Below are 20,382 nucleotides of genomic sequence, written 5' to 3'. Positions count from 1 at the left end.
GTGTCCGACGCGAAAGACACGGTGGAGGTGCCCGGACCGGGCACCGAACCCGAACCGATCACAGCGGTCCCGCTGCGCAGGCCGGGCCGCTGGATCGCGGCGGCAATCATCCTGATCCTGGTGGGATTGTTCGTCTACGGCGCCGCCACGAATCCCGCCTACCGGTGGGATACCTACGGCAAGTACCTGTTCGACAGCCGGATCACCGCCGGCGCGATCGTCACCCTGGAGCTCACCGTGCTCGCGATGGCGATCGCGGTGGGCCTCGGCACGGTCCTGGCGGTGATGCGCCTGTCGCCGAACCCGGTGCTGCGTACCGCCGCGTGGATCTATCTGTGGATCTTCCGTGGCACCCCGGTGTTCGTGCAGTTGGTGTTCTGGGGCCTGGTCCCCTCGCTGTACAAGCAGATCGATCTCGGTGTGCCGTTCGGTCCGCAGTTCTTCCACCTCGATGTGCAGCACCTGCAGGCGGCGTTCCTGTTCGCGGTGATCGGCCTCGGCCTCAACGAGGCCGCGTACATGGCCGAGATCGTGCGCGCGGGTATCAACTCCGTCGGCGAGGGTCAGCGCGAGGCGTCGGTGGCGCTGGGCATGTCGTGGACGCAGACGATGCGTCGCACGGTGCTGCCGCAGGCCATGCGGGTGATCATCCCGCCCACCGGCAACGAGCTGATCGGCATGCTCAAGACGACCTCGCTGGTCACCGCGATTCCGTTGAGTACCGACCTGTTCGGCCGCGCCCGTGACATCTACGGCGTGAACTTCCAGCCCATCCCGCTGCTGCTCGTCTGTGCCACCTGGTACCTGGCGATCACCAGCGTGCTCATGGTCGGCCAGTACTACTTGGAACGCTATTACTCGCGTGGTGCCACCCGGCAGCTGACGGCCAAGCAGCTTCAGGAACTGGCCACGGCGCAGGCGGCGGTGAAGGCGAAATGACCGAACCAGTTGTGGCAGTCCCGCCGATGGTGCTGGCTGACCGGGTGTGTAAGAGCTTCGGCGCGCTGCAAGTGCTCAAGGGCATCTCGCTCGAGGTCGAGCGTGGGAAGGTGCTGACCCTGGTCGGGCCGTCGGGCTCGGGCAAGTCGACCTTCCTGCGCTGTATCAATCACCTCGAACAGGTGAACGCGGGCAGGCTCTACGTCGACGGCGATCTCGTCGGCTACCGGGAGAAGAACGGCAAGCTCTACGAGATGCACGAGCGCGATGCCGCGATCCAGCGTCGCGATATCGGCATGGTGTTCCAGCATTTCAACCTGTTCCCGCACCGCACGGCGCTGGAGAACGTGATCGAGGCGCCCATCCAGGTGCGCGGTATCCGCAAGTCCGAGGCCGTCGCCAGGGCCGAGGAGCTGCTCGAGCGGGTCGGGCTCTCGGCCAAGCGCAACGCCTACCCGGCGCAGTTGTCCGGTGGTCAGCAGCAGCGCGTCGCCATCGCGCGAGCGCTGGCGATGGATCCCAAGCTGATGCTGTTCGACGAGCCGACCTCGGCGCTGGACCCCGAGCTGGTCGGTGAGGTGCTCGCGGTGATGCGGGAGCTGGCCGATTCGGGCATGACCATGCTGGTGGTGACCCACGAGATGGGCTTCGCCCGCGAGGTCGCCGACGAACTGGTGTTCATGGATGCCGGTGTGGTCGTGGAGTCGGGCCCGCCGCGTGAGCTGCTGGCCAATCCGCAGCACGAGCGGACCCAGGCCTTCCTCTCCCGTTTGCTCTGAGATACGACGCAGCGGCCCCGCGAATTCCCGCGGGGCCGCTGCGTTTTTCAGGGGGTTTCCGGGTTCTTCAGGCGTTCCAGGGAGACCTGCGCCTGGGCGATGCGGCGGATGGCGGCCAGTGCGGTGTCTCCGAGGACGGTGAGGACGACGACCGCGTCGATGATGTCGTCGCGCCCGCCCGCGGACAGGGCGGCCGCCACGTCGTTCTCCGCTACCGCGCGCGTGCTGTCGAAGTAGGTGGGCAGGGTGGTGGTGGCCCAGTCCCGGTAGCCGAGTTGCGCGAGTCGGACGATCACTCCGGTGAGCGTGTCGATGGCCTGCGGGCTCGGTTTCATGTCCCAGCCGCGTCGGTCCATCTCCGCGCGCACGGCCTCGTAGGCGCGATCCCATTCGGCGTCATGGGCGGCGGGGACGGGGGTGGACAGGCTGTCCTGTGCCACGCCCAGCACATGGAACAGCGGCATGTCGGGAGAGTCGATCGCGGCGAGCACATCGGAGACGGTGGCGACCGGTATCCCGCCCACCTCGATCAGCGCGCGGATCAGGCGGAGTCGGCGCAGATGGTCTTCGCCGTAGCTGGCCTGGTTGGGGCTGGTGCGTTCACCCGGCGGCAGCAGTCCCTCGCGCAGGTAGTACTTGATGGTCGCCACCGCGATGCCACTGCGATCACTCAACTCCGAGATTCGCACTCTTACCTCCGTGTTGTTCCTACCCCTTGCCTACGTCACCCATAGCGGATAGTCTAGCTATCCATAACGGATAGTATAGCTATCTATCTCTGGGAGATTCGAATGTCAGTCCTGACCGTCCCCTCGCTGCCCCGCCCCAACGCACCCCTGCACCGCCCGCTGATGTATTTCGCCGCCGTCAACGCCGCGCTCGTCGTGGTCGGCCTGATCGGGATGCTGGTCGACGACCGGGTGATCGCCGGGTCGACAGCCTGGTTCAAGCCGACCAAGTTCGCGATCTCGTTCGTGTTCTACAGCGTCGCGCTGGCCTGGTTGATGTCGTTGCGGCCCAGCCCTTCTCGGCTCGCCTCGCGGATGGCCACGGTGATCGTGGTCGCCGGGGTGATCGAACAGGCGGTCATCTTCGGGCAGGTGATCCGGGGGACTCGCAGCCACTACAACACGACCACCACGTTCGACGCGATGCTCTGGGTCACGATGGGGTCGACCATCGTGGTGCTGTTCCTGGCGACGATGGTGGTCGCTGTCGCAGTGGCCCGCACCCGCATCGGAGACATCGCGATCACCTGGTCGATCCGCCTCGGCCTGCTGATCACGCTGGTGGGATTGGGCCTGGGCCAGTTGATGCCGATGCAGGAATCGGGCATCGACGGTATCGCGGGCGCTCATACCGTCGGCGCACCGGACGGTACTCCCGGCATGCCGCTCACCGGGTGGAGTACCACCGACGGTGACCTGCGCATTCCGCACTTCTTCGGCATGCACGCCCTCCAGGCGCTGCCGCTGTTCGCGGCACTGCTGGTCGTGCTGGCTCCACGGATCCCGTTGTTGCGGTCGGTACGCGTTCGGCTGGGCCTGATCATCACCGGGTCGGCGGGTTACGCGGCGATCCTCGCCCTGGTCACCTGGCAGGCGCTGCGCGGACAGCCGCTGATCCACCCCGATCAGACCACGCTCACCGCCGCGGCCGCGATCGTCACCGGAATTGTTGTCGGAGTAATGATCTCGGTCGCGAGCGCGGCCGGTACCCGAAAGGTGGTCACCGCATGAGCACACTGTTCGACCTGTCGTTCTTCGTCACCGTGCCCTTCTGGGCTCTGATGATCTTCGCACCGACCTGGCGCTGGACTCGCACGATCATCTCGTCGCCGTGGATTGTGCTGGTGCCATTGGCGGTATGGGCGATTGTCGCGGTTCCGGTGCTCGGCGCGATGTGGTCGCTGGTGACTTCACCGTCACTGGATGCGATCACCGAAGCCACCGCCGATCCCGCTGTGCTGACCGCACTGTGGGCGCAGATCATCGCGTGGGACCTGTTCCTCGGCCGCTGGATCTATCTCGACAGTCGCGAGCGCGACGTGCACCCGCTCCTGATGGGCCCACTGCTGGTCGGCACGATTCTGTTGTCGCCCATCGCCTTCCCGATCTATCTGCTCGTCCGTGAATTCGCGCGGCGCTCGCCGATCGAGCGTTCTGCCGCGACACAGGCGGATCCGGTCGGCGCGTAGCCGCCGTGAGCCGGGCTCGTAAGTCCGGCTCACGGCGCTTCCCGGCCGGCAGGCCGCGGTGACGCGGCGCTACAACGGCATCAGGCGGTGTTTGCGCGGTGCCTGCTCGATGTGTTTGTCGCCGAGCAGGCGCAGTGCTTTGCGGATTTCCAGCCGGGTGCTCGACGGTTCGATGACCGCGTCGATATAGCCGCGCTCGGCGGCGATCCACGGGGTGGCTACGGCGGCGTTGTAGAAGTCGACCATCTGCTGACGCACGGCCGGTCGGTCTGCCTCGGGGACGGCGGCCAGCTGTTTGCGCTGGGTCAGGCCCACGGCGGCTTCGGCGCCCATCACAGCGATCCGGGCCGTCGGCCACGCGAGATTGATGTCGCCGCCGAGTTGCTTGCACCCCATCACCGCGTAGCCGCCGCCGTAGGCCTTGCGGACCACGACGGTGACGATCGGAACGGTGGCCTCGACGACCGCGTAGAAGAAGCGCCCGCCGCGTTTGATGACGCCGATCTTCTCCTCCTCCACGCCCGGCAGCACGCCCGGGGTGTCGACGACGAACACCAGCGGAATGTCGAACGCGTCGCACAGGCGGATGAAGTGCGCGGCCTTGTCCGACCCGCGCGCGTCGATCGCGCCGCTGGCCACCAGCGGCTGATTGGCGACCACCCCGACGCTGCGCCCGTCGACCCGTGCGAATCCGGTGATCAGATTGCGGGCGGCGCCGTCGCCGATCTCGTGGAACTCCCCGTCGTCGAAGATCCGGAGCAGGATCTCGTACATGTCGTAGCCCCGGCGATCGGAATCCGGTATCAGCGAATCGAGTTCGCGGTCGGAGTCCGTGATCTCCGGCTCCAGACCGGGATTGATCAGGGGAGCACGCTCGTAGCAGTTCGACGGCATGAAGCTCAGATACGTTCGTGCCCACTCGAAAGCGGCTTTCTCGTCCGCCGCCACGTGATGGATGTTGCCGTTGTGCGCCTGGTTGAACGCGCCACCGAGCTCGTCGAGGGTCACTTCCTCGCCGGTGGTCTCGCGGATGATCTCGGGACCGGTCACGAACATGTACGCCGACTCGGTCGCGATCAGCACATCGGTGTTGATCGGCGAATACACCGCGCCCGCAGCACATTTGCCCAACATCACCGACACCTGCGGTACCACCCCGGACAGCCGCGTCTGCCGCCTGCTCATCTCGGCGTACCAGGCCAGTGAGGTGACCGCGTCCTGCACCCGGGCGCCGCCGGAGTCGTTGATCGCCACGAACGGGCACGCGATATCGGCCGCCAGGTCCATCGCCATCGCGACTTTGCGCCCGAACATCTCACCCACCGATCCACCGAACACGGTCTGGTCGTGGGCGATCACCACCACCGGGCGCCCGTCGATCCTGCCGTGCCCGGTGACCACACCGTCACCGTAGAGTCCGTCGGCCGCGCCTGGCTGTTTCACCAGTGCCCCGATTTCGGTGAAACTGCCCTGGTCGAGAAGTATTTCGATGCGTTCGCGTGGACCGGGGATTCCTTTCGCCGCGCGCTTGGCGATCCCCGCCTCCCCCGCGGGTTCCCGCGCCGCCCTCAGATTGTCCCGCAGCTCTTGCAGTTTCGCAGCAGTAGTCGACTCCACCACGCACGCCCTTCCTCGTCCTGGTCGAGCTCTCCTTCATCGGTTAGCCAAAGCGTAGCGCTGACGCCCGCGCCGACATCAGCGGCACGGCGGACCGATCCTTGACGAATCACGCGTCGTACCGTGGGTGGGGTGAACAAGCCGACCCGATACGGAGCCATCGCCTTCTCCTCGGCCACCGAGCGCCGTCAGCGCAGCGGTGGTGGTTTCACCGTCCACGGCAGGCGGATGGCCGACGGCGCCGACCTCGGCGAGCCCGAAGAACTGGAGCCCCAGGTGGCGGGCCTGATCCGGCAGGCCGACTCGTTCTACCTCGCTACCGTCACCGGATCCGGCTGGCCCTACATCCAACATCGCGGCGGGCCACAGGGTTTCGTGCACGTGCTCGACTTCTCGACGATCGCGTGGGCCGAGTACGCGGGTAACAACCAGTTCGTCACTGTGGGCAATCTCGACATCGACGATCGGGTGTCGCTGTTCTTCATCGATTACCCGACCCGCACCAGGGTCAAGATCTTCGGTCGGGTCGAGGTCGTCGAACGCGCCGACGATCCCGGCCTGCTCGACCGCCTCCTGACCACGTCGGCGGGCCCGATCGACGCGCGCTCGGACCGGGCGTTCGTGGTGCGGGTCGAGGCGTTCGACCGGAACTGCACCAAGAACATCACCCCTCGCTACCGCACCGAGTGGATCCAGGACTACCTGCGCGCGGGCCGCGCTCCTCTCGAAGCCGAAATCGAGCGTCTACAGCACCGCAATGCCGAGCTCGAGGCCGAAATCGCCCGCCTGAAGTCTTCCCCCTGACCGCCCGCGCCTATCGATCGACGGCGGAGGCGTGGCCGCCGAAGGCGATACGTAGTTGCCCGAGCAGCACCTTCGCCGCCGGGCCGGGCGGGGGATCGGTGCGCCAGGCCAGGGCCAGCCGGCCGTGGATGGTGGGGTCGACGATGTCGAGGGATCGGACACCGAAGGCGTCGGCTTCGGCGGTGGTGAGGGCTGGGACGATGGCGGTTCCCAGCCCGCGTGCGGCGAGTTCGAGGAGCAGCGGGGGAGCGGCGGCTTCGAAGGCGATGTTCGGGGTGAAACCAGCGGCGGCGCAAGAGCGTTCGAAGACCCCGCGAAGGCCGGTGCCCCGGGTGAGGCAGATGAGGCGGCGATCGGCGAGGGCTCCCAAGGTGATGGAGCCCGCCGATTCGGCGGGGTCGATGGGCGCATCGTGGGCGACGGCGGCGACGAGCGCGGTCTCCAGGATCACCTCGAGTCCGATGCCGGAATCTATCGGCGCGCCGGTCAATCCGGTCAACGCGATGTCGAGTTCACCGTGTTCGACGGCGGCGAGCATCCTTTCCGCGGTGTCCTCGGTGAGGCTGATCCCGACCTGCGGATGATCGTGGTGGAAATCGGCGAGAACGCCCGCGACATCGAAGACCTCCGACGCCGCCCCGGAGATCATGCCGAGCCGGACCTGACCCCGCAGCAATCCGGTGAACTCCCCGACCGTGTCGCCGATCCGGTCGGCGGCGGCCAGGGCGGCGCGTGCGTGGGTGAGCACCGCGGCGCCGACGTCGGTCAATGTCACGGTGCGCGCACCGCGGTCGAGCAGACGCTGCCCGAGTTCGCGTTCGAGTTGGCGGATCTGGGTGCTGAGACCGGGCTGGGACAAGTGCAGCCGTTCGGCGGCCTTGGTGAACCCGCCCTCGTCGACGATCGTCACGAAGTAGCGCAGCTGACGCAGTTCCATAACTATCGATTATAGGTAATAGAAGATCTATCTCTTGTACTTATTCATTGTTGGCGAGCAGAGTCGAAGACATGACCGATATCGCAACGAAGTTCACTGGTCCTGTCTTCACGCCGGACGACCCCGGGTACGCCGAGGAGATCGCCGGCTTCCAAACCGCCTACACCCACCGTCCGGCGTTCGTGGTCGGCGCCCAGCACGGCCAGGACGTGCGCGCCGCCGTGGAATTCGCCGCACGGCACGGGCTGTCGGTGGCCGTGCAGGCGACCGGACACGGTCTGTCGGTAGCCACCGACGGCGGGGTGCTCATCACGACCGGACGCATGGACGCCATCACCGTCGACCCGCAGGCTCGTACCGCTCACGTCGGGGCCGGGGTGCGGGCGGGCGCGTTGGTCGAGGCGGCCGCGCGGTACGGGCTGGCGCCGTTGAACGGGTCGTCGCCGTCGGTGGGCGTCGTCGGGTATGTGCTCGGCGGCGGGCTCGGATTGCTGGCCCGTGAATTCGGTTATGCCGCAGATCATGTGCGCCGCATCGAACTGGTGACCGCCGACGGCAGGATGCGCTCGCTCGGCCCGGAAGACGAGTTGTTCGGGGCGGTACTGGGTTCCGGCGGGAACTTCGGCGTGGTGACCGGTCTCGAACTCGATCTCGTCCCCGTCGCCGAAATCTATGGTGGTCAGCTGGTTTTCGACGCGCCACTGGTCGACGCGGCGCTGGAGGCGTGGCGCACCTGGACCGAGACCGTACCGAGCGCGCTGACCTCCACGATCGCGGTGGTGACCTATCCCGACATCCCGCCCGTGCCGGAATCCTTGCGAGGCCGGCACGTCGCTTCGATCCGAATCGCCTTCGACGGGCCGGACGAGGAGGGGCAACGGTGGGTCGCGCCCCTGCGGCGGATCGGACCTCGGCTGCACGAGGACCTGCGCACGATGCCCTACGCCGAATCGCACACCATCCACAGTGACCCGCCCTTCCCGCATGCCTACGCCGCGACCAACGCGCTGCTCTCGGAGCTGACACCGCAGGGTCTGTCCGCGCTGCGCGCGTTGACGGCCCCGGGCGGATCGGTCGACGCGGTCATCGACATCCGCCATCTCGGTGCGGCCCTGCGGCACGGTGGCCCGGCCTCGATCGATCATCGCGATGCGGAGTACATCGTGCGGGTGATCACCGGTCCCGGTGAGGGTGACTCCGCACCCGAAGGCCTCGCGAAGGTGCGAGAAGCATTGGCGCCGTGGACGATCGGGCACAGTCTCGCGTTCCTCTACGGTGCGGGCGGCGCGGCGGACGAAGCCCAGACCGCGGCAGGCTACTCCCCGGACACCTACCGCTGGCTGGCGGCGGCGAAAGCGAAGTACGACCCGCGAAACATGTTCCGCGCCAACCGCAATATCGCCGCCGGTTCCTAGCGCCGCTTGCTCAGCCTCCCGATATCTACTATCTTAGTGATATCACTCAGATATCGGGAGGATGTCATGGAGCTGCGGTCCGCATTCCGCGTCAATGGATTCGTCGTCGTGCTGGGGTGGCTGGTGTTCACCCTGTTGTTCGGGGCCGCCGCCGTTCTCGCGTTCATCGCCGCCACCCAGCACAACGGTGGCGCACTGGCCTGGATCGGCGCGGTGGCCGCCGTCGTCGTGATCCTGGTCGTCTGGTTGCTCGCCACCGGGCTGATCATCGTCAACCCCAACGAGGCCAAGGTCGTCACCTTCTTCGGCCGCTACATCGGCTCGGTGAGCGAGCCCGGGTTCTTCTCGGTGGTCCCGCTCACCGACCGTAAGTCCATCTCGCTGCGGGTGCGGAACTTCGAGACCCAGAAGCTCAAGGTCAACGACGCCGACGGCAACCCCGTCGAGATCGCGGCGGTCGTCGTCTACAAGGTGGTCGACAGCTTCAAGGCCGCCTTCGCTGTCGACGACTACGAGGAGTACGTCGAAACCCAGTCCGAGGCGGCGGTGCGTCACCTCGCCACCACCCACCCCTACGACGCCCACGACGACTCCCGTACCAGTCTTCGCGACGGTGCCGAAGTCGCCGAGGAACTGACCGTCGAGCTGCGCGAACGCACCCTCACCGCGGGTATCGAGGTCATCGAGGCCCGCATCACCCACCTCGCCTACGCCCCCGAGATCGCCCAGGCGATGCTCGTCCGCCAGCAGGCGGCCCAGGTCGTCGCCGCTCGCACCCAGATCGTCGAAGGCGCCGTCGGCATGGTCGCTCTCGCCCTCGACCGCCTCGCCGAACAGGGCACCGTCGAACTCGACGAGGAGCGCAAGGCCAACATGGTCTCCAACCTGCTCGTCGTCCTGTGCGGTGACCGCGCCACCCAGCCCGTGGTCAACGCCGGATCCCTCTACTCCTGAGCCGCCCGATGACCCAGCCGAAGAAGGACCCCAAAAAGATCCTGCTACGGCTCGACCCGGCCGTCCACGAGGCAATAGCCAAGTGGGCGGCCGACGACCTGCGCAGCATCAACTCCCAAATCGAATACGCCCTCCGCCTCGCCCTCGACCAGGCAGGCCGAAAGCCCAAGCGCAACTAGTCGATCGATCATGTCGTCTCAGCCGACCCCGAGAACGCGAGTGAGGAGGCGTTGGCGGGTTCGGGTGTCGGATTTGGCGAGGACGGCTTTGACGTGGTCGTTGACGGTGTGTTCGGAGAGGAACAGTTCCGCTGCCAGTTCGTGGGAGTCCAGGCCGGTCGCCAAGAGGGTCAGGACCTGGGATTCCCGGGTGGAGAGGGCGTGGGCTCGGGCGAACAGGTCGAGGCGTTCGGTGGCCGTGCTCGGTTCCAGGGCCACGGCGATGTCGGGGCCGATGCGGTCGACTTTGACGGTGAGCCAGCGGTTGCCGCCGAGGTGGACGCGGGAGGTGGCGGGGCCGAGTGGGACGGCGGCCTCGGTGGCGAGCAGGGCGGCGGCCGCGTTGTAGACCGAGGCGGGGACGGGGGGAATCGGTTCGTCCGGGGGGAGCAGGCGCAGCAGGGAATCCGCGGCGGCTGCCGTTTGGGAACGCACACGCAGGGTGTCGTCGAGGAGTACGACCGCGGGGCCGAGCGGCGCGAGCGCGGCGTCGGATTCGACGAAGGTGGCGCCGACAGTACGGCGCAGGCCGGCGGTGACCGGGATCGTCAGCGTGCTCAGCTCACCGAGTTCCGGTGTGGTGAAAGGGGACTCGGTGTAGCGGAGCAGTTCGAGGAAGCCCCAGCAGCCGTAGCGGTCGGCGAAGGTGACGGTGGCGGAGTCGGTGACGCCGAGATCGTGCTGGGCGGTGCGCCAGAGCAGGGAGCGTTCCGGGTCGCCGTCGGTGGCGCCCAGCAACGAGTGGGCGCCGGTGCCGCGCACGGTGTCCCAGCGATTGAGCGGAGTGAGATACCGGGCGCGGATCAAGTCGGGCAAGAGCGCGAGATCGAGGCGGGGGACATCGGCCAGCGGCGCCGTCGCGATCGCGGTGACGGGATCGGTGAGCGCGAAGACATGGCCGGTGAACGGGATCCTCGCGCGGATCTCGACCAGGACGAGTTCACGCAATCGTTTGGCGGAGTGCCCGGCGCGGCACAGACGGCCGATCCGGTCTGCCAAGGTGCTCGGCACGGACCCCAGTCTACGGCGGAAAACCCCCAGGATCAGGGATGTTCCGGTGCCCCGAACCGGCAGACCATGGAGCTGTCCATTCGGCACGACCACGGAGGTCACCATGACCGTCACCCTGCACATCGACAACACCGTTCGCGACTACGACGACTGGAAGGCCGCGTTCGACCAGTACGAGCGATTCCGCGCCGACAACGGCGTGCGCACCTACCGCGTCGGCCGCGTCGACGGCACACCACACCGAGTCCTCATCGACCTGGATTTCGACGATCGGGCGGCCGCCGAGGCGTTCCGCACCGCGTTGGCGACCGTGCTCGCCACCCCGCGCAGCCGCGCGATGGTGATCAGTCACGAAGCCTGGCTCGTCGACTTGGTCGACGAGCGGATTTCGGCCTGATCGACGCGCCGGGCGCCCCACGGGGACAACCGAACTCGAATCCGCCGGTAAATTGATCCGGTGCCCATCTCGTTCGACATTCCTGGAATGCAACAGTTGGACGACACGACCTGGGGGAATCCGGCCACTCGTGACGTCGTCGCGTTGAACTATGTCAACGGCACGCCCGACCTGCCCGCCCGCCTGCACGACCTGAAACGGCTGCGCAGGCGGCTGGCCGAGCACCACGCCCGGACCGGCTGCCTGATCGAGGCGTTCGTGGTGTGGGTGGACCAGTTGCCCGCCCTGCTGCGGGTGGAGAAGACCCAACTGCCGGGTCCGCGCGGTGAGCTGGTCTTCGCGGCGTCGATCGTGGTGCCCAAGGACCGGTGCTCGGCGGTGTTCCAGGTGATCTGCCCCGAGACCGGTGTGCCCGGCGCGCGCGAGACCTTGATCGGCCGGCAGCTTCGGCGCGACGAGATGTGCCCGCCCCACCCGTACGCGCCCGGTCTGCGCGGACGGTTGCCCTATCTACTGTCCGATGACGTCCGCTTCGACGTCGAATTCCCCGATCACGCGCTGACCAGGGCGCGTCGCTGGGTCGCCGACACCGTGCCGAACGTGCGCGTGGATCCGTCGTTCGCCGCGCTGCCGGAGTTCTAGGGCTTCTCGGCGATGAAGATGGCGGTGCCGGGGAAGATCTGCCCGCGCAGCGGCGACCACTGACCCCATTCGCGGTCGAGCCATTCCGGCCAATCCGGTTCGACGATGTCCACCAGGTGCAGACCGGCGCCCACGATCTCGCGGACCCGGTCACCGATCGTGCGGTGGTGCTCCACATAGGTCGGCACACCGTCGCCGTCCACCTCTACATAAGGAGTGCGGTCGAAATACGGGATCGTGGCGGTCAGACCCGCCTCGCCCGGATCGTCGGGGAAGATCCAGCGCATCGGATGGTTCACCGAGAACACCCAGCGCCCACCCGGGCGCAACACCCGAGCCACCTCGCGCATCACCAGCGCCGAATCGGCGACGAACGGCACCCCGCCGAACGCCGAGCAGGCCAGATCGAACGACGCGTCAGCGAAGGGCAGCGCCTCGGCACCCGCCTGAACCAGGGGTACGCGCGGTCCGCCCTGATCCATCGCGGCCACGCCACGCTCCAGCATCCCCTTCGACACATCGAGCCCGACCGGGAACGCGCCGTGACCGGCCAGCCACCGCGAGCACGGCGCCGATCCGCAGCCGATCTCCAAGATCGTCTTGCCGGTCACGTCACCCAGGAAACCCATGTCGCCCTCGTGCAGACCCTCCGGGCACCACACGAACTCGCCGCCCGGGGAGTCGACGCCGAGGAAGTCGGCGTGGGTCTGGTGGTACTGCTCGGCGTCGGCGTCCCACCAGCGGCGATTCGCGCGCTCGCTGTCGCGCGAGTCGATCTTGGTTCGGGTGGTCGCTGAGGTACCCAGCAGCGCGTTGGCCTGCGCGTGGCGTTCGTCGTCGGACACGGCCAACAGGGTATCGGCGTGGTGCGGGGGGTGGTTTGCCCGGCTCGGCGCGGGTCGCGTAGGCTGATGCACGCTGTAGAGGGACGCTGAATTTGATCAGCGGCAAGTGCGACGGTCCGTGCGATACTTTACCGGTATCCCTTCGTCGCGTCGTCGCGGTGATCTCGCAGCGTACCGAAAGATCCAATGTCCGCAACCGACCACAATCCGTCCGGAGCAAACCCACATATGCCCACCACCGTCACCTCGCCGCAGGTAGCCATTAACGACATTGGCTCCGCCGAGGATTTCCTGGCCGCCATCGACGCAACGATCAAGTACTTCAACGATGGTGACATCGTCGAAGGCACCATCGTCAAGGTCGATCGTGACGAGGTCCTGCTGGACATCGGTTACAAGACCGAAGGCGTCATCCCCTCCCGCGAGCTCTCCATCAAGCACGACGTCGACCCGAACGAGGTCGTTTCCGTGGGCGACGCGGTCGAGGCCCTGGTCCTCACGAAGGAGGACAAGGAAGGCCGCCTGATCCTGTCGAAGAAGCGGGCGCAGTACGAGCGCGCGTGGGGCACGATCGAGGAGCTCAAGGAGAAGGACGAGGCCGTCAAGGGCACCGTCATCGAGGTCGTCAAGGGCGGCCTGATCCTCGACATCGGTCTCCGCGGCTTCCTGCCCGCCTCGCTCGTCGAGATGCGTCGTGTCCGCGACCTCCAGCCGTACGTCGGCAAGGAGATCGAGGCCAAGATCATCGAGCTCGACAAGAACCGCAACAACGTGGTCCTGTCGCGTCGCGCCTGGCTCGAGCAGACCCAGTCCGAGGTCCGCAGCGAGTTCCTGCACCAGCTCCAGAAGGGCCAGGTCCGCAAGGGCGTCGTGTCCTCCATCGTCAACTTCGGTGCCTTCGTGGACCTGGGTGGCGTCGACGGCCTGGTGCACGTCTCCGAGCTGTCCTGGAAGCACATCGACCACCCGTCCGAGGTTGTCGAGGTCGGCAACGAGGTCACCGTCGAGGTTCTCGACGTCGACCTGGACCGCGAGCGCGTCTCCCTGTCGCTCAAGGCGACTCAGGAAGACCCGTGGCGTCAGTTCGCCCGGACCCACGCCATCGGCCAGATCGTGCCCGGCAAGGTCACCAAGCTGGTTCCCTTCGGTGCCTTCGTGCGCGTCGAAGAGGGCATCGAGGGCCTGGTCCACATCTCCGAGCTGGCCGAGCGCCACGTCGAGGTCCCGGACCAGGTTGTGGCCGTCGGCGACGACGCCATGGTCAAGGTCATCGACATCGACCTCGAGCGTCGTCGGATCTCGCTGTCGCTGAAGCAGGCGAACGAGGACTACAACGCCGAGTTCGACCCGTCGAAGTACGGCATGGCCGACAGCTACGACGATGCGGGCAACTACATCTTCCCCGAGGGCTTCGATCCCGAGACCAACGAATGGCTCGACGGGTTCGACAAGCAGCGTGAAGAGTGGGAAGGCCGCTACGCCGAGGCCGAGCGTCGCCACAAGATGCACACTGCCCAGATGGAGAAGATGGCAGCCGACGCTGCCGCCGAGGCCGCCGCTGGTGGTCCCGTCGCGGGCAACTACTCCTCCGAGACCGGTGGCAGCGCGGCTGCGTCCACCTCCGGTCCGGCCGAGTCCACGGGCGGCTCGCTGGCCAGCGATGCCCAGCTCGCGGCTCTGCGGGAGAAGCTCTCCGGCAACGCCTGATTCAGCGGAAACGCCTGAATCAACACCCGCATTACCGAAGGCCCCGGTCCATATGGACCGGGGCCTTCGGCCTTTCCTGGGCAGATCCTGTTCAGCGGCCCACGGTGAAACGACGCTGAAGGTGGCGCGGATTGTCGACCTCGTCGAGGAGCGCGACAGCGAGGTCCTCGGCCGAGATATCGGTGTCGGAGTCGAGAAGTTGGTCGCCGCCGAGTCGGTAGCGACCGGTGCGCGGGCCCGGTTCGATACGCCCCGAGGACGGGCTCAGATAGGTCCAGTGCCGATTGGACTGGCGATAGATGTTGAGCGCATCGCGACCGGCGAGCACGGGCTCGCGGTACTCGGCCGGTACTCGCAGTTCCTCGGTGAGCACCCTGGTGAAGTCCGGGGTATCCACCAATTGCAGGCCGGGGGCGACCTCCAAGCTCCCGCCACCGCCGACGACGATCAACCGGATATCCGGATGTTGTTGCAGCGCACCGACCATCGCCCGCGCGCCGACGACGAAATTGTCTGCCTTGGCGATGGTGTCGGCGATGCCGTGCCCCGCGTTGACGGCGCTGATCACCACGTCGAGCCCTGCGATCGCCGCGGCGATGCTGTCGGTGTCGAGCCAATCGGCTGCTCGCCACGTCGTGTCGCCCCGCTCGGCGGGAAAACGAGCGGAATCACGGGTGAACGCTGTGACCCGGTGCCCTCGATCCTGTGCTTCGGCGACCACTCGGGAGCCGATGACGCCGGTGGCGCCGAATACTCCGATTTCCACAATGCCCTCAATCCTCAGCGCTGTTCGATTACTACACGCCGTTCAGTAATGACACGGCTGATAGTAGACGAACGCTGTAGGGTGTCAACCGTGGTCGAGGTGAGGAATCGGCGCGAGCGATTGCGCGAAGAAGCGACAGCGGAGATCAAGGCGATCGCGTTGCGGCTATTGGCCGAAGGCGGTCCCGACGCGATCTCCTTGCGGGCCATCGCCAGGGAGATGGGGATGACCGCGGGGGCGCTGTACGGGTACTTTCCCGCTCGGGACGACCTGATCACCACGCTGATCGCCGACGTCTACACCTCGCTCGTCGACCGGGCAGAGGCCGCGCGCGATGCCGTGCCCGAAACCGATCCAGCCGGTCGGATCATGGCCTGGGGTGAGACTGTCCGGGAATGGGCGGTCGCCAATCCCGCTGGGTTCAAGTTGATCTACGGCGATCCAGTTCTCGGCTATCAACCGCCGTCGAGCGGTCCCGCGCACGAGGCGGAACTGCGTGCGTGCAGCGGATTGGTCGGTCTGGCAGCCGCGGCCTGGCCGTATGCCGCGACCTCGCAGACCATCGGCGCACCGGCGTGGCCGGATTTCGACCCCGCGCTCGTCGACCACGTGCGCGGCGAATTCCCCGACCTGCCGCCCGCGGGACTGGCTCTCGCGCTGCGGATGTGGGGGCGCATGCACGGGCTGCTGGCGCTGGAGATCTACGGACATCTCGGGCCTCGGGCGCAACATCCGGACAAGCTCTACCGGGCCGAGATGCTCGATCTGGTCCGTTCACTCGGATTGCGCGAGTAGGTCTTTTCCCAGGTGGGGTAGCGTGTGCGCGATTGCTCCATCCCCCTATGGGAAAGGTGCTCCACTCCGATGAGTTCTGGTCCCTTCGCCGGTCTCAACCGGCGACAATTCCTTGCGAAGGCTATGGCCGCCGGTGCGGTGGGAACGCTTGCCACCTGGGCGAATCCGATTATCGACCGAGCTTTCGCCGCCGATCCGGTGGGCATGGGCGGGCTCGGCGATATCGAGCACTTCGTCTTGCTCATGCAGGAAAATCGGTCCTTCGACCACTATTTCGGCACCCTGTCGGGGGTGCGCGGGTTCGGTGAGTCCTCCGCGTCGTGGCGTCAGTACGGGTGGTCGCCCGGAATCGGGCCCACCGCAGACGGTTTCGTCGAACCGTTCCGGCTCGACACCACCCGCGGCGCCACGCTGGACGGGGAGTGCATCAACGACCCCGACCACACCTGGCCGGGCATGCACAAGGCATTCAACAACGGCCGCAACGACGGCTGGATGCCGATGTCGGTGGCCTCGGTCGGGCCGGCGAACGCGCCCGCGGCGATGGGTTACTACCTACCGGAAGACATTCCGATCCACACCGAGCTCGCGCAGGCGTTCACGCTGTGCGACAACTACCACTGCTCGGTGCTCGGTCCCACCGACCCCAACCGGCTGTACTGGATGAGCGCGAGCATCGACCCCGACGGCCTGGCGGGCGGTCCGCTGGTGGAGACGCCGACCCTGCTTCCGAAGAACGTCTACAGCTGGCGGACCTACCCGGAGAACCTGTCCGAGGGCGGGGTGCCGTGGAAGATCTACAGCAATCGCGATGTCGGCCCGGCCTCGTCGATGCTCCTGGACGGCATGATGGGCTGCTTCACCCAGGCCGCCGACCCGAATTCCGAACTGGCGCGCCGTGGTATCGCACCGACCTACCCGAACGATTTCCAGGCCGACGTCGCCAACAACACGCTGCCCGCGGTGTCCTGGGTGGTGCCGTCGCTGCTGCACTGCGAACACCCCGCGCTGCCCGCGGCTTTCGGTGCGCTCGGCATCGTGGGGCTCCTCGATATCCTCACCTCGAATCCGGCGGTGTGGGAGAAGACCGCGCTGATCATCAGCTACGACGAGAACGGCGGCTTCTTCGACCACGTCACGCCGCCGACCCCGCCGCCCGGCACCGCGGGCGAATTCCTGACGGTGCCACTGGATCGGGTGCCCGCCGCGGGTGGGATCACCGGCCCGATCGGACTGGGTTACCGGGTGCCGTGCATGGTGATCTCGCCGTACAGCCGCGGTGGGTTGGTCGCCTCGCAGACCTTCGACCACACGTCCCAATTGCGTTTGCTGGAAACCAGATTCGGCGTCGACGTGCCGAACCTGACCGCGTGGCGACGCGGCGTCACCGGCGATATGACATCCACGTTCGACTTCGCGGCGGCGCCGAATGCCGCGAAACCGGTGCTGCCCGACCCGCGCCCCAAGGCCGACGCGGCGATCGCGCAGTGCGGTCCGAATATCGCGGCGGGCACCCTCGGACAGGGTGTGCCGTACCCGGTGCCGCCGAATGCGATGCCGGCGCAGCAGCCGGGGGCACGGCGCGCGCCGAGCGGTCTCGTCGGCGTCTGAGCGGGGGTGGGCTCGGCATCGCGCCGGGCCCACTGTCAGCTCGCGGCGGCGGGCGACCAGTATCCGGTGGCCATGCTCGGGCGTTTGCGCATCGCGGCGAAGCTGTGTCTGGCGGGGGAGAGCAGGGTAGTGAACCAGGAGCGCCGGTACTCGGCGAGAGTCGCTGCAACAGCGGGGAATTCGATGCAGTGCACACCGCCGGGCATACCGAGGCGGTGGCGAGCCGCCCGGTGGTTCCTGGTACTCATGATCATCCTCCGGTAGTCGTGCGGCCTTCTCGCCTGCGCGGAAGATTAATCCACGCGACGCGCCCGGCCCGGGATCTTCCGCCGCTCCGGGCATGGGCGTGTCGGAGGAGGTGCCCCGGCGCGGCGGCCGGGATGCGAGACTGGGCCCATGTTGCGGATCGGCCTCACCGGAGGCATGGGAGCGGGTAAGTCCACAGTGGCGCGGACGCTGGTCGAACTCGGGGCGGTGCTCATCGACTCCGACGCGATCGCGCGCGAGGTCGTCGCCCCCGGTACGCCGGGCCTGGCCGCGCTGGTCGAGGAATTCGGTGAGGGCATTCTGAGCCCCGACGGCAGCTTGGACCGGCCCGCGCTGGCCGCGGTCGCCTTCGCCGACGATGTGTCGCGGGGCAAGCTCAACGCCATCACCCATCCGCTGGTCGGCGCCCGTACTGCTGATCTGATCGGCGAAGCGGCCACCGATGCCGTTGTGGTGCAGGATATTCCGCTCCTGGTCGAGAACGGGCTCGCGCCACTGATGCAGCTCGTCGTGGTGGTCGGGGCAGAAGAGGAGACCAGGCTGCGCAGGCTGGTCGAACACCGCGGCGTGGCCGAAGCCGACGCGCGAGTCAGGATCGCCGCCCAGGCCACCGACGACCAGCGCCGCGCGGTCGCCGATGTGTGGCTCGACAACAACGGTGCGCCGGAGGTGGTCGAGGCGCAGGTCCGTGAGCTGTGGGCGCGACGGCTGGTGCCGTTCGAGCGCAATCAGCGCGAGGGCATCCGGGCGCGCGCCGACTACGTTCTCGTCACCGACCCGGAATGGGATATGCAGGCGCGCAGGATCATCGCCCGGCTGCACCTGGCCTGCGGTGCGTCGGCGGTGCGCATCGATCACGTCGGATCCACCGCGGTGCACGGACTCCCCGCCAAGGACATCATCGACATCCAGGTGACGGTGGCCGACATGGCCACGGCCGAATCGCTGACGGATGCCTTGACGGCCGCCGGGTTCCCGCTCGCTCCCCAGGTGACGCACGACAATCCGAAACCGAGCCACGGCGATCCCGAGGGGACCGACCTCGCCCTCTGGGGAAAACGCCTGCACGGCAATGCCGATCCGGGAAGGCCGGCCAATATTCATCTGCGCGTACGGGATTCGCTCGGACAGCGGTTCGCGCTCGATCTGCGCGACTGGTTGCGCGCGAACGAGAGCGCGCGGTCGGAGTACCTGGCGGTCAAGCGCGGAGCCGAACTCGCGGCGGCGGGTCTGACCGGCGACGCGGCCGGTGATGCCTACTACGTGGTGAAGGAACCGTGGTTCGACGCGGTCTATCCGGTGGTCACCGAGTGGGCCGCCGCCCGCGCGTGAACCGCGCGCCAATCTGTTAAACATCAATGTTTCGGAAACTGTCCGCACGCTGTCTCGCGCTGTGTAAATTGTGCGAAGTCACTACAGGGTGACTCGATTCACAGGGAAGTTGTAGCGCGTATGACAACACATCACCGTCAGTTCGGCCGTGCGGGCTTCGGCATCACCGCACTCGGCGCCGCCGCCGCCAGCCTCGTGCTGGCCGCTCCACAGGCCTCGGCCTGGGTCGGTAATCTCGGCGTGGCCGGAACCGACCACAAGGTCGGTTGCAGCTACAAGCTGACCGCCAGCGTCGAGGTCGACCGGCTGACCTCGGTGAAGTTCACCGACAACGGCGTGGATATTCCGGGCAGCCCGGTGTCGCCATCGCTGCTCTCGGGCACCGTGAGCATCACCTGGAAGCCCACCACGGCGGGCCAGCACAAGCTCGAGGCACGTCAGCTGCTGATCAGCGACTCGATCACCGTCACCGTCGGTGCGGCGGGCAGCACCGGGAGCGCGTCGTGCGGCGGCGGCCTCGCGGACCTGTTCCCGAGCCTGTCGGCCGGCTGACACCGACTCCACGCACCGCCCGGACCCCCTACCGAGGTCCGGGCGGTTCGTCGTTTCGGCGCCAGGTCAGGGTCATCCCGAAGGTGCTCAGCCATTCCTCGAGTGAATAGCCGTGCGCGGCGATCCCGTCGATCGCCGCGGTGGCGTGTTCGATCGCTGCCTGACACTGCGCGGCGTCCAGCAGGCCGTCGGTGTGTGCGGCCAGCAGCTCGTCGACGTCGACGAGCCGGACATCACGCCGGGTGCGGACCAGTACGTCGAGGTAGTGGTCGACCGAGCGCCACAGCGTCGGCGACTCCCTGGTGAACGCGCCCACATCGACATAGATGTCCTGCCACTGCTCGACGCCGGGGTTGTAGTGCAGCTTCGACGCCCGCAGCGACAGCTCCGGCAGCACCCACGATTCCAGGTAGTGGAAGTGCGCGTGATCGGAGTGGCGACCCATGTACAGGCCCCACGGCTCCACCCGATAGATCTCCACCGGCCGGACGAAACCTTTGGGATCGGTGTTCGTGCCTGCCGCGATGTCGAAGTACTCGACCTTGGGTGGATGCACGTGCACGGTGGATGCCTGCGTCATGAGCGCAGAATCTACCG

At 67.2% G+C, this 20,382-nt stretch carries 23 protein-coding genes; 15 read left to right on the top strand and 8 right to left on the bottom strand.

Features of this window, described 5'->3' with window-relative positions; translation table 11 throughout:
* Together ACFTS5_RS29075 and ACFTS5_RS29070 are read left to right on the top strand one after the other, a co-directional pair.
* Positions 1–939, top strand: a complete 939-nt coding sequence (locus ACFTS5_RS29075) for an ABC transporter permease subunit (RefSeq protein ID WP_378637128.1) — start codon at positions 1–3, stop codon at positions 937–939.
* Between the two features lie 26 nt (positions 940–965).
* Positions 966–1,718: an amino acid ABC transporter ATP-binding protein gene (locus tag ACFTS5_RS29070; protein ID WP_378637356.1), complete on the top strand. Its 753-nt coding sequence runs from the start codon at positions 966–968 to the stop codon at positions 1,716–1,718.
* Positions 1,719–1,765: 47 nt separating this feature from the next.
* Here ACFTS5_RS29070 and ACFTS5_RS29065 read toward each other — a convergent pair whose 3' ends face one another.
* Positions 1,766–2,392: a MerR family transcriptional regulator gene (locus tag ACFTS5_RS29065; RefSeq protein ID WP_378637126.1), complete on the bottom strand. Its 627-nt coding sequence runs from the start codon at positions 2,390–2,392 to the stop codon at positions 1,766–1,768.
* Between the two features lie 117 nt (positions 2,393–2,509).
* Between ACFTS5_RS29065 and ACFTS5_RS29060 the strand changes: the two genes are divergently transcribed.
* Both ACFTS5_RS29060 and ACFTS5_RS29055 read left to right on the top strand, forming a co-directional pair.
* Complete coding sequence (locus ACFTS5_RS29060) at positions 2,510–3,457, top strand: hypothetical protein (protein ID WP_378637123.1); 948 nt, start codon at positions 2,510–2,512, stop codon at positions 3,455–3,457.
* On the top strand, positions 3,454–3,915 hold the full coding sequence (locus ACFTS5_RS29055) for an ABA4-like family protein (protein ID WP_378637122.1): 462 nt from the start codon (positions 3,454–3,456) through the stop codon (positions 3,913–3,915). The genes ACFTS5_RS29060 and ACFTS5_RS29055 overlap by 4 nt, the downstream gene beginning before the upstream one ends.
* 69 nt (positions 3,916–3,984) lie before the next feature.
* Here the strand turns inward: ACFTS5_RS29055 and ACFTS5_RS29050 are convergent, their stop codons facing one another.
* Positions 3,985–5,532, bottom strand: a complete 1,548-nt coding sequence (locus ACFTS5_RS29050; RefSeq protein WP_378637353.1) for an acyl-CoA carboxylase subunit beta — start codon at positions 5,530–5,532, stop codon at positions 3,985–3,987.
* A gap of 132 nt (positions 5,533–5,664) precedes the next feature.
* On the opposite strand from ACFTS5_RS29050, the gene ACFTS5_RS29045 reads away from it, so the two are divergent.
* Positions 5,665–6,336 (top strand): pyridoxamine 5'-phosphate oxidase family protein, encoded by a 672-nt coding sequence (locus ACFTS5_RS29045; protein WP_378637120.1) that lies wholly within the window; start codon positions 5,665–5,667, stop codon positions 6,334–6,336.
* 10 nt (positions 6,337–6,346) lie between these two features.
* Here ACFTS5_RS29045 and ACFTS5_RS29040 read toward each other — a convergent pair whose 3' ends face one another.
* Positions 6,347–7,273 (bottom strand): LysR family transcriptional regulator, encoded by a 927-nt coding sequence (locus ACFTS5_RS29040; protein WP_358188767.1) that lies wholly within the window; start codon positions 7,271–7,273, stop codon positions 6,347–6,349.
* A 71-nt stretch (positions 7,274–7,344) separates the two neighbouring features.
* On the opposite strand from ACFTS5_RS29040, the gene ACFTS5_RS29035 reads away from it, so the two are divergent.
* The 3 genes from ACFTS5_RS29035 to ACFTS5_RS29025 all read left to right on the top strand — a co-directional run bounded on the left by ACFTS5_RS29035 (position 7,345) and on the right by ACFTS5_RS29025 (position 9,821).
* Positions 7,345–8,688 (top strand): FAD-binding oxidoreductase, encoded by a 1,344-nt coding sequence (locus ACFTS5_RS29035; protein ID WP_378637117.1) that lies wholly within the window; start codon positions 7,345–7,347, stop codon positions 8,686–8,688.
* Positions 8,689–8,754: 66 nt separating this feature from the next.
* Positions 8,755–9,642 (top strand): SPFH domain-containing protein, encoded by an 888-nt coding sequence (locus tag ACFTS5_RS29030; protein ID WP_358188763.1) that lies wholly within the window; start codon positions 8,755–8,757, stop codon positions 9,640–9,642.
* An 8-nt stretch (positions 9,643–9,650) separates the two neighbouring features.
* Positions 9,651–9,821 (top strand): toxin-antitoxin system HicB family antitoxin, encoded by a 171-nt coding sequence (locus ACFTS5_RS29025; RefSeq protein WP_378637115.1) that lies wholly within the window; start codon positions 9,651–9,653, stop codon positions 9,819–9,821.
* Between the two features lie 18 nt (positions 9,822–9,839).
* Here the strand turns inward: ACFTS5_RS29025 and ACFTS5_RS29020 are convergent, their stop codons facing one another.
* Entirely contained in the window at positions 9,840–10,871 is a 1,032-nt protein-coding gene (locus ACFTS5_RS29020; RefSeq protein ID WP_378637112.1) for a LuxR C-terminal-related transcriptional regulator, read from the bottom strand.
* Between the two features lie 103 nt (positions 10,872–10,974).
* Here ACFTS5_RS29020 and ACFTS5_RS29015 point away from each other — a divergent pair, with 103 nt between their 5' ends.
* Together ACFTS5_RS29015 and ACFTS5_RS29010 are read left to right on the top strand one after the other, a co-directional pair.
* Positions 10,975–11,268, top strand: coding sequence for a hypothetical protein (locus tag ACFTS5_RS29015; protein WP_378637110.1), 294 nt, complete (start codon positions 10,975–10,977; stop codon positions 11,266–11,268).
* 87 nt (positions 11,269–11,355) lie between these two features.
* Positions 11,356–11,910, top strand: coding sequence for a hypothetical protein (locus tag ACFTS5_RS29010; protein WP_378637108.1), 555 nt, complete (start codon positions 11,356–11,358; stop codon positions 11,908–11,910).
* Here the strand turns inward: ACFTS5_RS29010 and ACFTS5_RS29005 are convergent.
* Positions 11,907–12,755, bottom strand: a complete 849-nt coding sequence (locus ACFTS5_RS29005) for a class I SAM-dependent methyltransferase (RefSeq protein WP_378637106.1) — start codon at positions 12,753–12,755, stop codon at positions 11,907–11,909. The genes ACFTS5_RS29010 and ACFTS5_RS29005 overlap by 4 nt on opposite strands.
* 228 nt (positions 12,756–12,983) lie before the next feature.
* Here ACFTS5_RS29005 and rpsA point away from each other — a divergent pair, with 228 nt between their 5' ends.
* Entirely contained in the window at positions 12,984–14,462 is a 1,479-nt protein-coding gene (rpsA, locus tag ACFTS5_RS29000) for a 30S ribosomal protein S1 (protein WP_056824523.1), read from the top strand.
* 91 nt (positions 14,463–14,553) lie between these two features.
* Here the strand turns inward: rpsA and ACFTS5_RS28995 are convergent, their stop codons facing one another.
* Positions 14,554–15,228: an NAD(P)-dependent oxidoreductase gene (locus ACFTS5_RS28995; RefSeq protein WP_378637103.1), complete on the bottom strand. Its 675-nt coding sequence runs from the start codon at positions 15,226–15,228 to the stop codon at positions 14,554–14,556.
* A gap of 90 nt (positions 15,229–15,318) precedes the next feature.
* On the opposite strand from ACFTS5_RS28995, the gene ACFTS5_RS28990 reads away from it, so the two are divergent.
* Both ACFTS5_RS28990 and ACFTS5_RS28985 read left to right on the top strand, forming a co-directional pair.
* Positions 15,319–16,023, top strand: a complete 705-nt coding sequence (locus tag ACFTS5_RS28990; protein WP_378637100.1) for a TetR/AcrR family transcriptional regulator — start codon at positions 15,319–15,321, stop codon at positions 16,021–16,023.
* A gap of 69 nt (positions 16,024–16,092) precedes the next feature.
* Positions 16,093–17,634 carry a phospholipase C gene (locus ACFTS5_RS28985; protein WP_378637099.1) on the top strand — a complete coding sequence of 514 codons (1,542 nt, stop codon included), beginning with the start codon at positions 16,093–16,095 and terminating at the stop codon, positions 17,632–17,634.
* Positions 17,635–17,669: 35 nt separating this feature from the next.
* On the opposite strand, the gene ACFTS5_RS28980 is transcribed toward ACFTS5_RS28985, so the two are convergent.
* Entirely contained in the window at positions 17,670–17,882 is a 213-nt protein-coding gene (locus tag ACFTS5_RS28980; protein WP_378637096.1) for a hypothetical protein, read from the bottom strand.
* Positions 17,883–18,030: 148 nt separating this feature from the next.
* Between ACFTS5_RS28980 and coaE the strand changes: the two genes are divergently transcribed.
* Positions 18,031–19,233, top strand: coding sequence for a dephospho-CoA kinase (gene coaE, locus ACFTS5_RS28975; protein WP_378637094.1), 1,203 nt, complete (start codon positions 18,031–18,033; stop codon positions 19,231–19,233).
* Between the two features lie 120 nt (positions 19,234–19,353).
* Positions 19,354–19,785, top strand: coding sequence for a hypothetical protein (locus tag ACFTS5_RS28970; protein WP_378637092.1), 432 nt, complete (start codon positions 19,354–19,356; stop codon positions 19,783–19,785).
* A 28-nt stretch (positions 19,786–19,813) separates the two neighbouring features.
* On the opposite strand, the gene ACFTS5_RS28965 is transcribed toward ACFTS5_RS28970, so the two are convergent.
* Positions 19,814–20,365 carry a DUF402 domain-containing protein gene (locus tag ACFTS5_RS28965; protein WP_378637091.1) on the bottom strand — a complete coding sequence of 184 codons (552 nt, stop codon included), beginning with the start codon at positions 20,363–20,365 and terminating at the stop codon, positions 19,814–19,816.
* Positions 20,366–20,382: the final 17 nt, after the last annotated feature.

The organism is Nocardia sp. NPDC056952 (assembly GCF_042674185.1).
Lineage (GTDB): Bacteria > Actinomycetota > Actinomycetes > Mycobacteriales > Mycobacteriaceae > Nocardia.
This window is presented reverse-complemented; position numbering and strand designations above follow the sequence as displayed.

Bases quoted from the DNA above. Each gene is read 5' to 3' on its own strand.
- ACFTS5_RS29060 (WP_378637123.1), top strand. From the start codon at position 2,510: ATGTCAGTCCTGACCGTCCCCTCGCTGCCCCGCCCCAACGCACCCCTG.
- ACFTS5_RS28965 (WP_378637091.1), bottom strand. From the start codon at position 20,365: ATGACGCAGGCATCCACCGTGCACGTGCATCCACCCAAGGTCGAGTAC.
- ACFTS5_RS28985 (WP_378637099.1), top strand. From the start codon at position 16,093: ATGAGTTCTGGTCCCTTCGCCGGTCTCAACCGGCGACAATTCCTTGCG.
- coaE (WP_378637094.1), top strand. From the start codon at position 18,031: ATGTTGCGGATCGGCCTCACCGGAGGCATGGGAGCGGGTAAGTCCACA.
- ACFTS5_RS29035 (WP_378637117.1), top strand. From the start codon at position 7,345: ATGACCGATATCGCAACGAAGTTCACTGGTCCTGTCTTCACGCCGGAC.
- rpsA (WP_056824523.1), top strand. From the start codon at position 12,984: ATGCCCACCACCGTCACCTCGCCGCAGGTAGCCATTAACGACATTGGC.
- ACFTS5_RS28980 (WP_378637096.1), bottom strand. From the start codon at position 17,882: ATGAGTACCAGGAACCACCGGGCGGCTCGCCACCGCCTCGGTATGCCC.
- ACFTS5_RS29055 (WP_378637122.1), top strand. From the start codon at position 3,454: ATGAGCACACTGTTCGACCTGTCGTTCTTCGTCACCGTGCCCTTCTGG.
- ACFTS5_RS29070 (WP_378637356.1), top strand. From the start codon at position 966: ATGGTGCTGGCTGACCGGGTGTGTAAGAGCTTCGGCGCGCTGCAAGTG.
- ACFTS5_RS29025 (WP_378637115.1), top strand. From the start codon at position 9,651: ATGACCCAGCCGAAGAAGGACCCCAAAAAGATCCTGCTACGGCTCGAC.
- ACFTS5_RS29015 (WP_378637110.1), top strand. From the start codon at position 10,975: ATGACCGTCACCCTGCACATCGACAACACCGTTCGCGACTACGACGAC.
- ACFTS5_RS29040 (WP_358188767.1), bottom strand. From the start codon at position 7,273: ATGGAACTGCGTCAGCTGCGCTACTTCGTGACGATCGTCGACGAGGGC.
- ACFTS5_RS29010 (WP_378637108.1), top strand. From the start codon at position 11,356: ATGCAACAGTTGGACGACACGACCTGGGGGAATCCGGCCACTCGTGAC.
- ACFTS5_RS28970 (WP_378637092.1), top strand. From the start codon at position 19,354: ATGACAACACATCACCGTCAGTTCGGCCGTGCGGGCTTCGGCATCACC.
- ACFTS5_RS29030 (WP_358188763.1), top strand. From the start codon at position 8,755: ATGGAGCTGCGGTCCGCATTCCGCGTCAATGGATTCGTCGTCGTGCTG.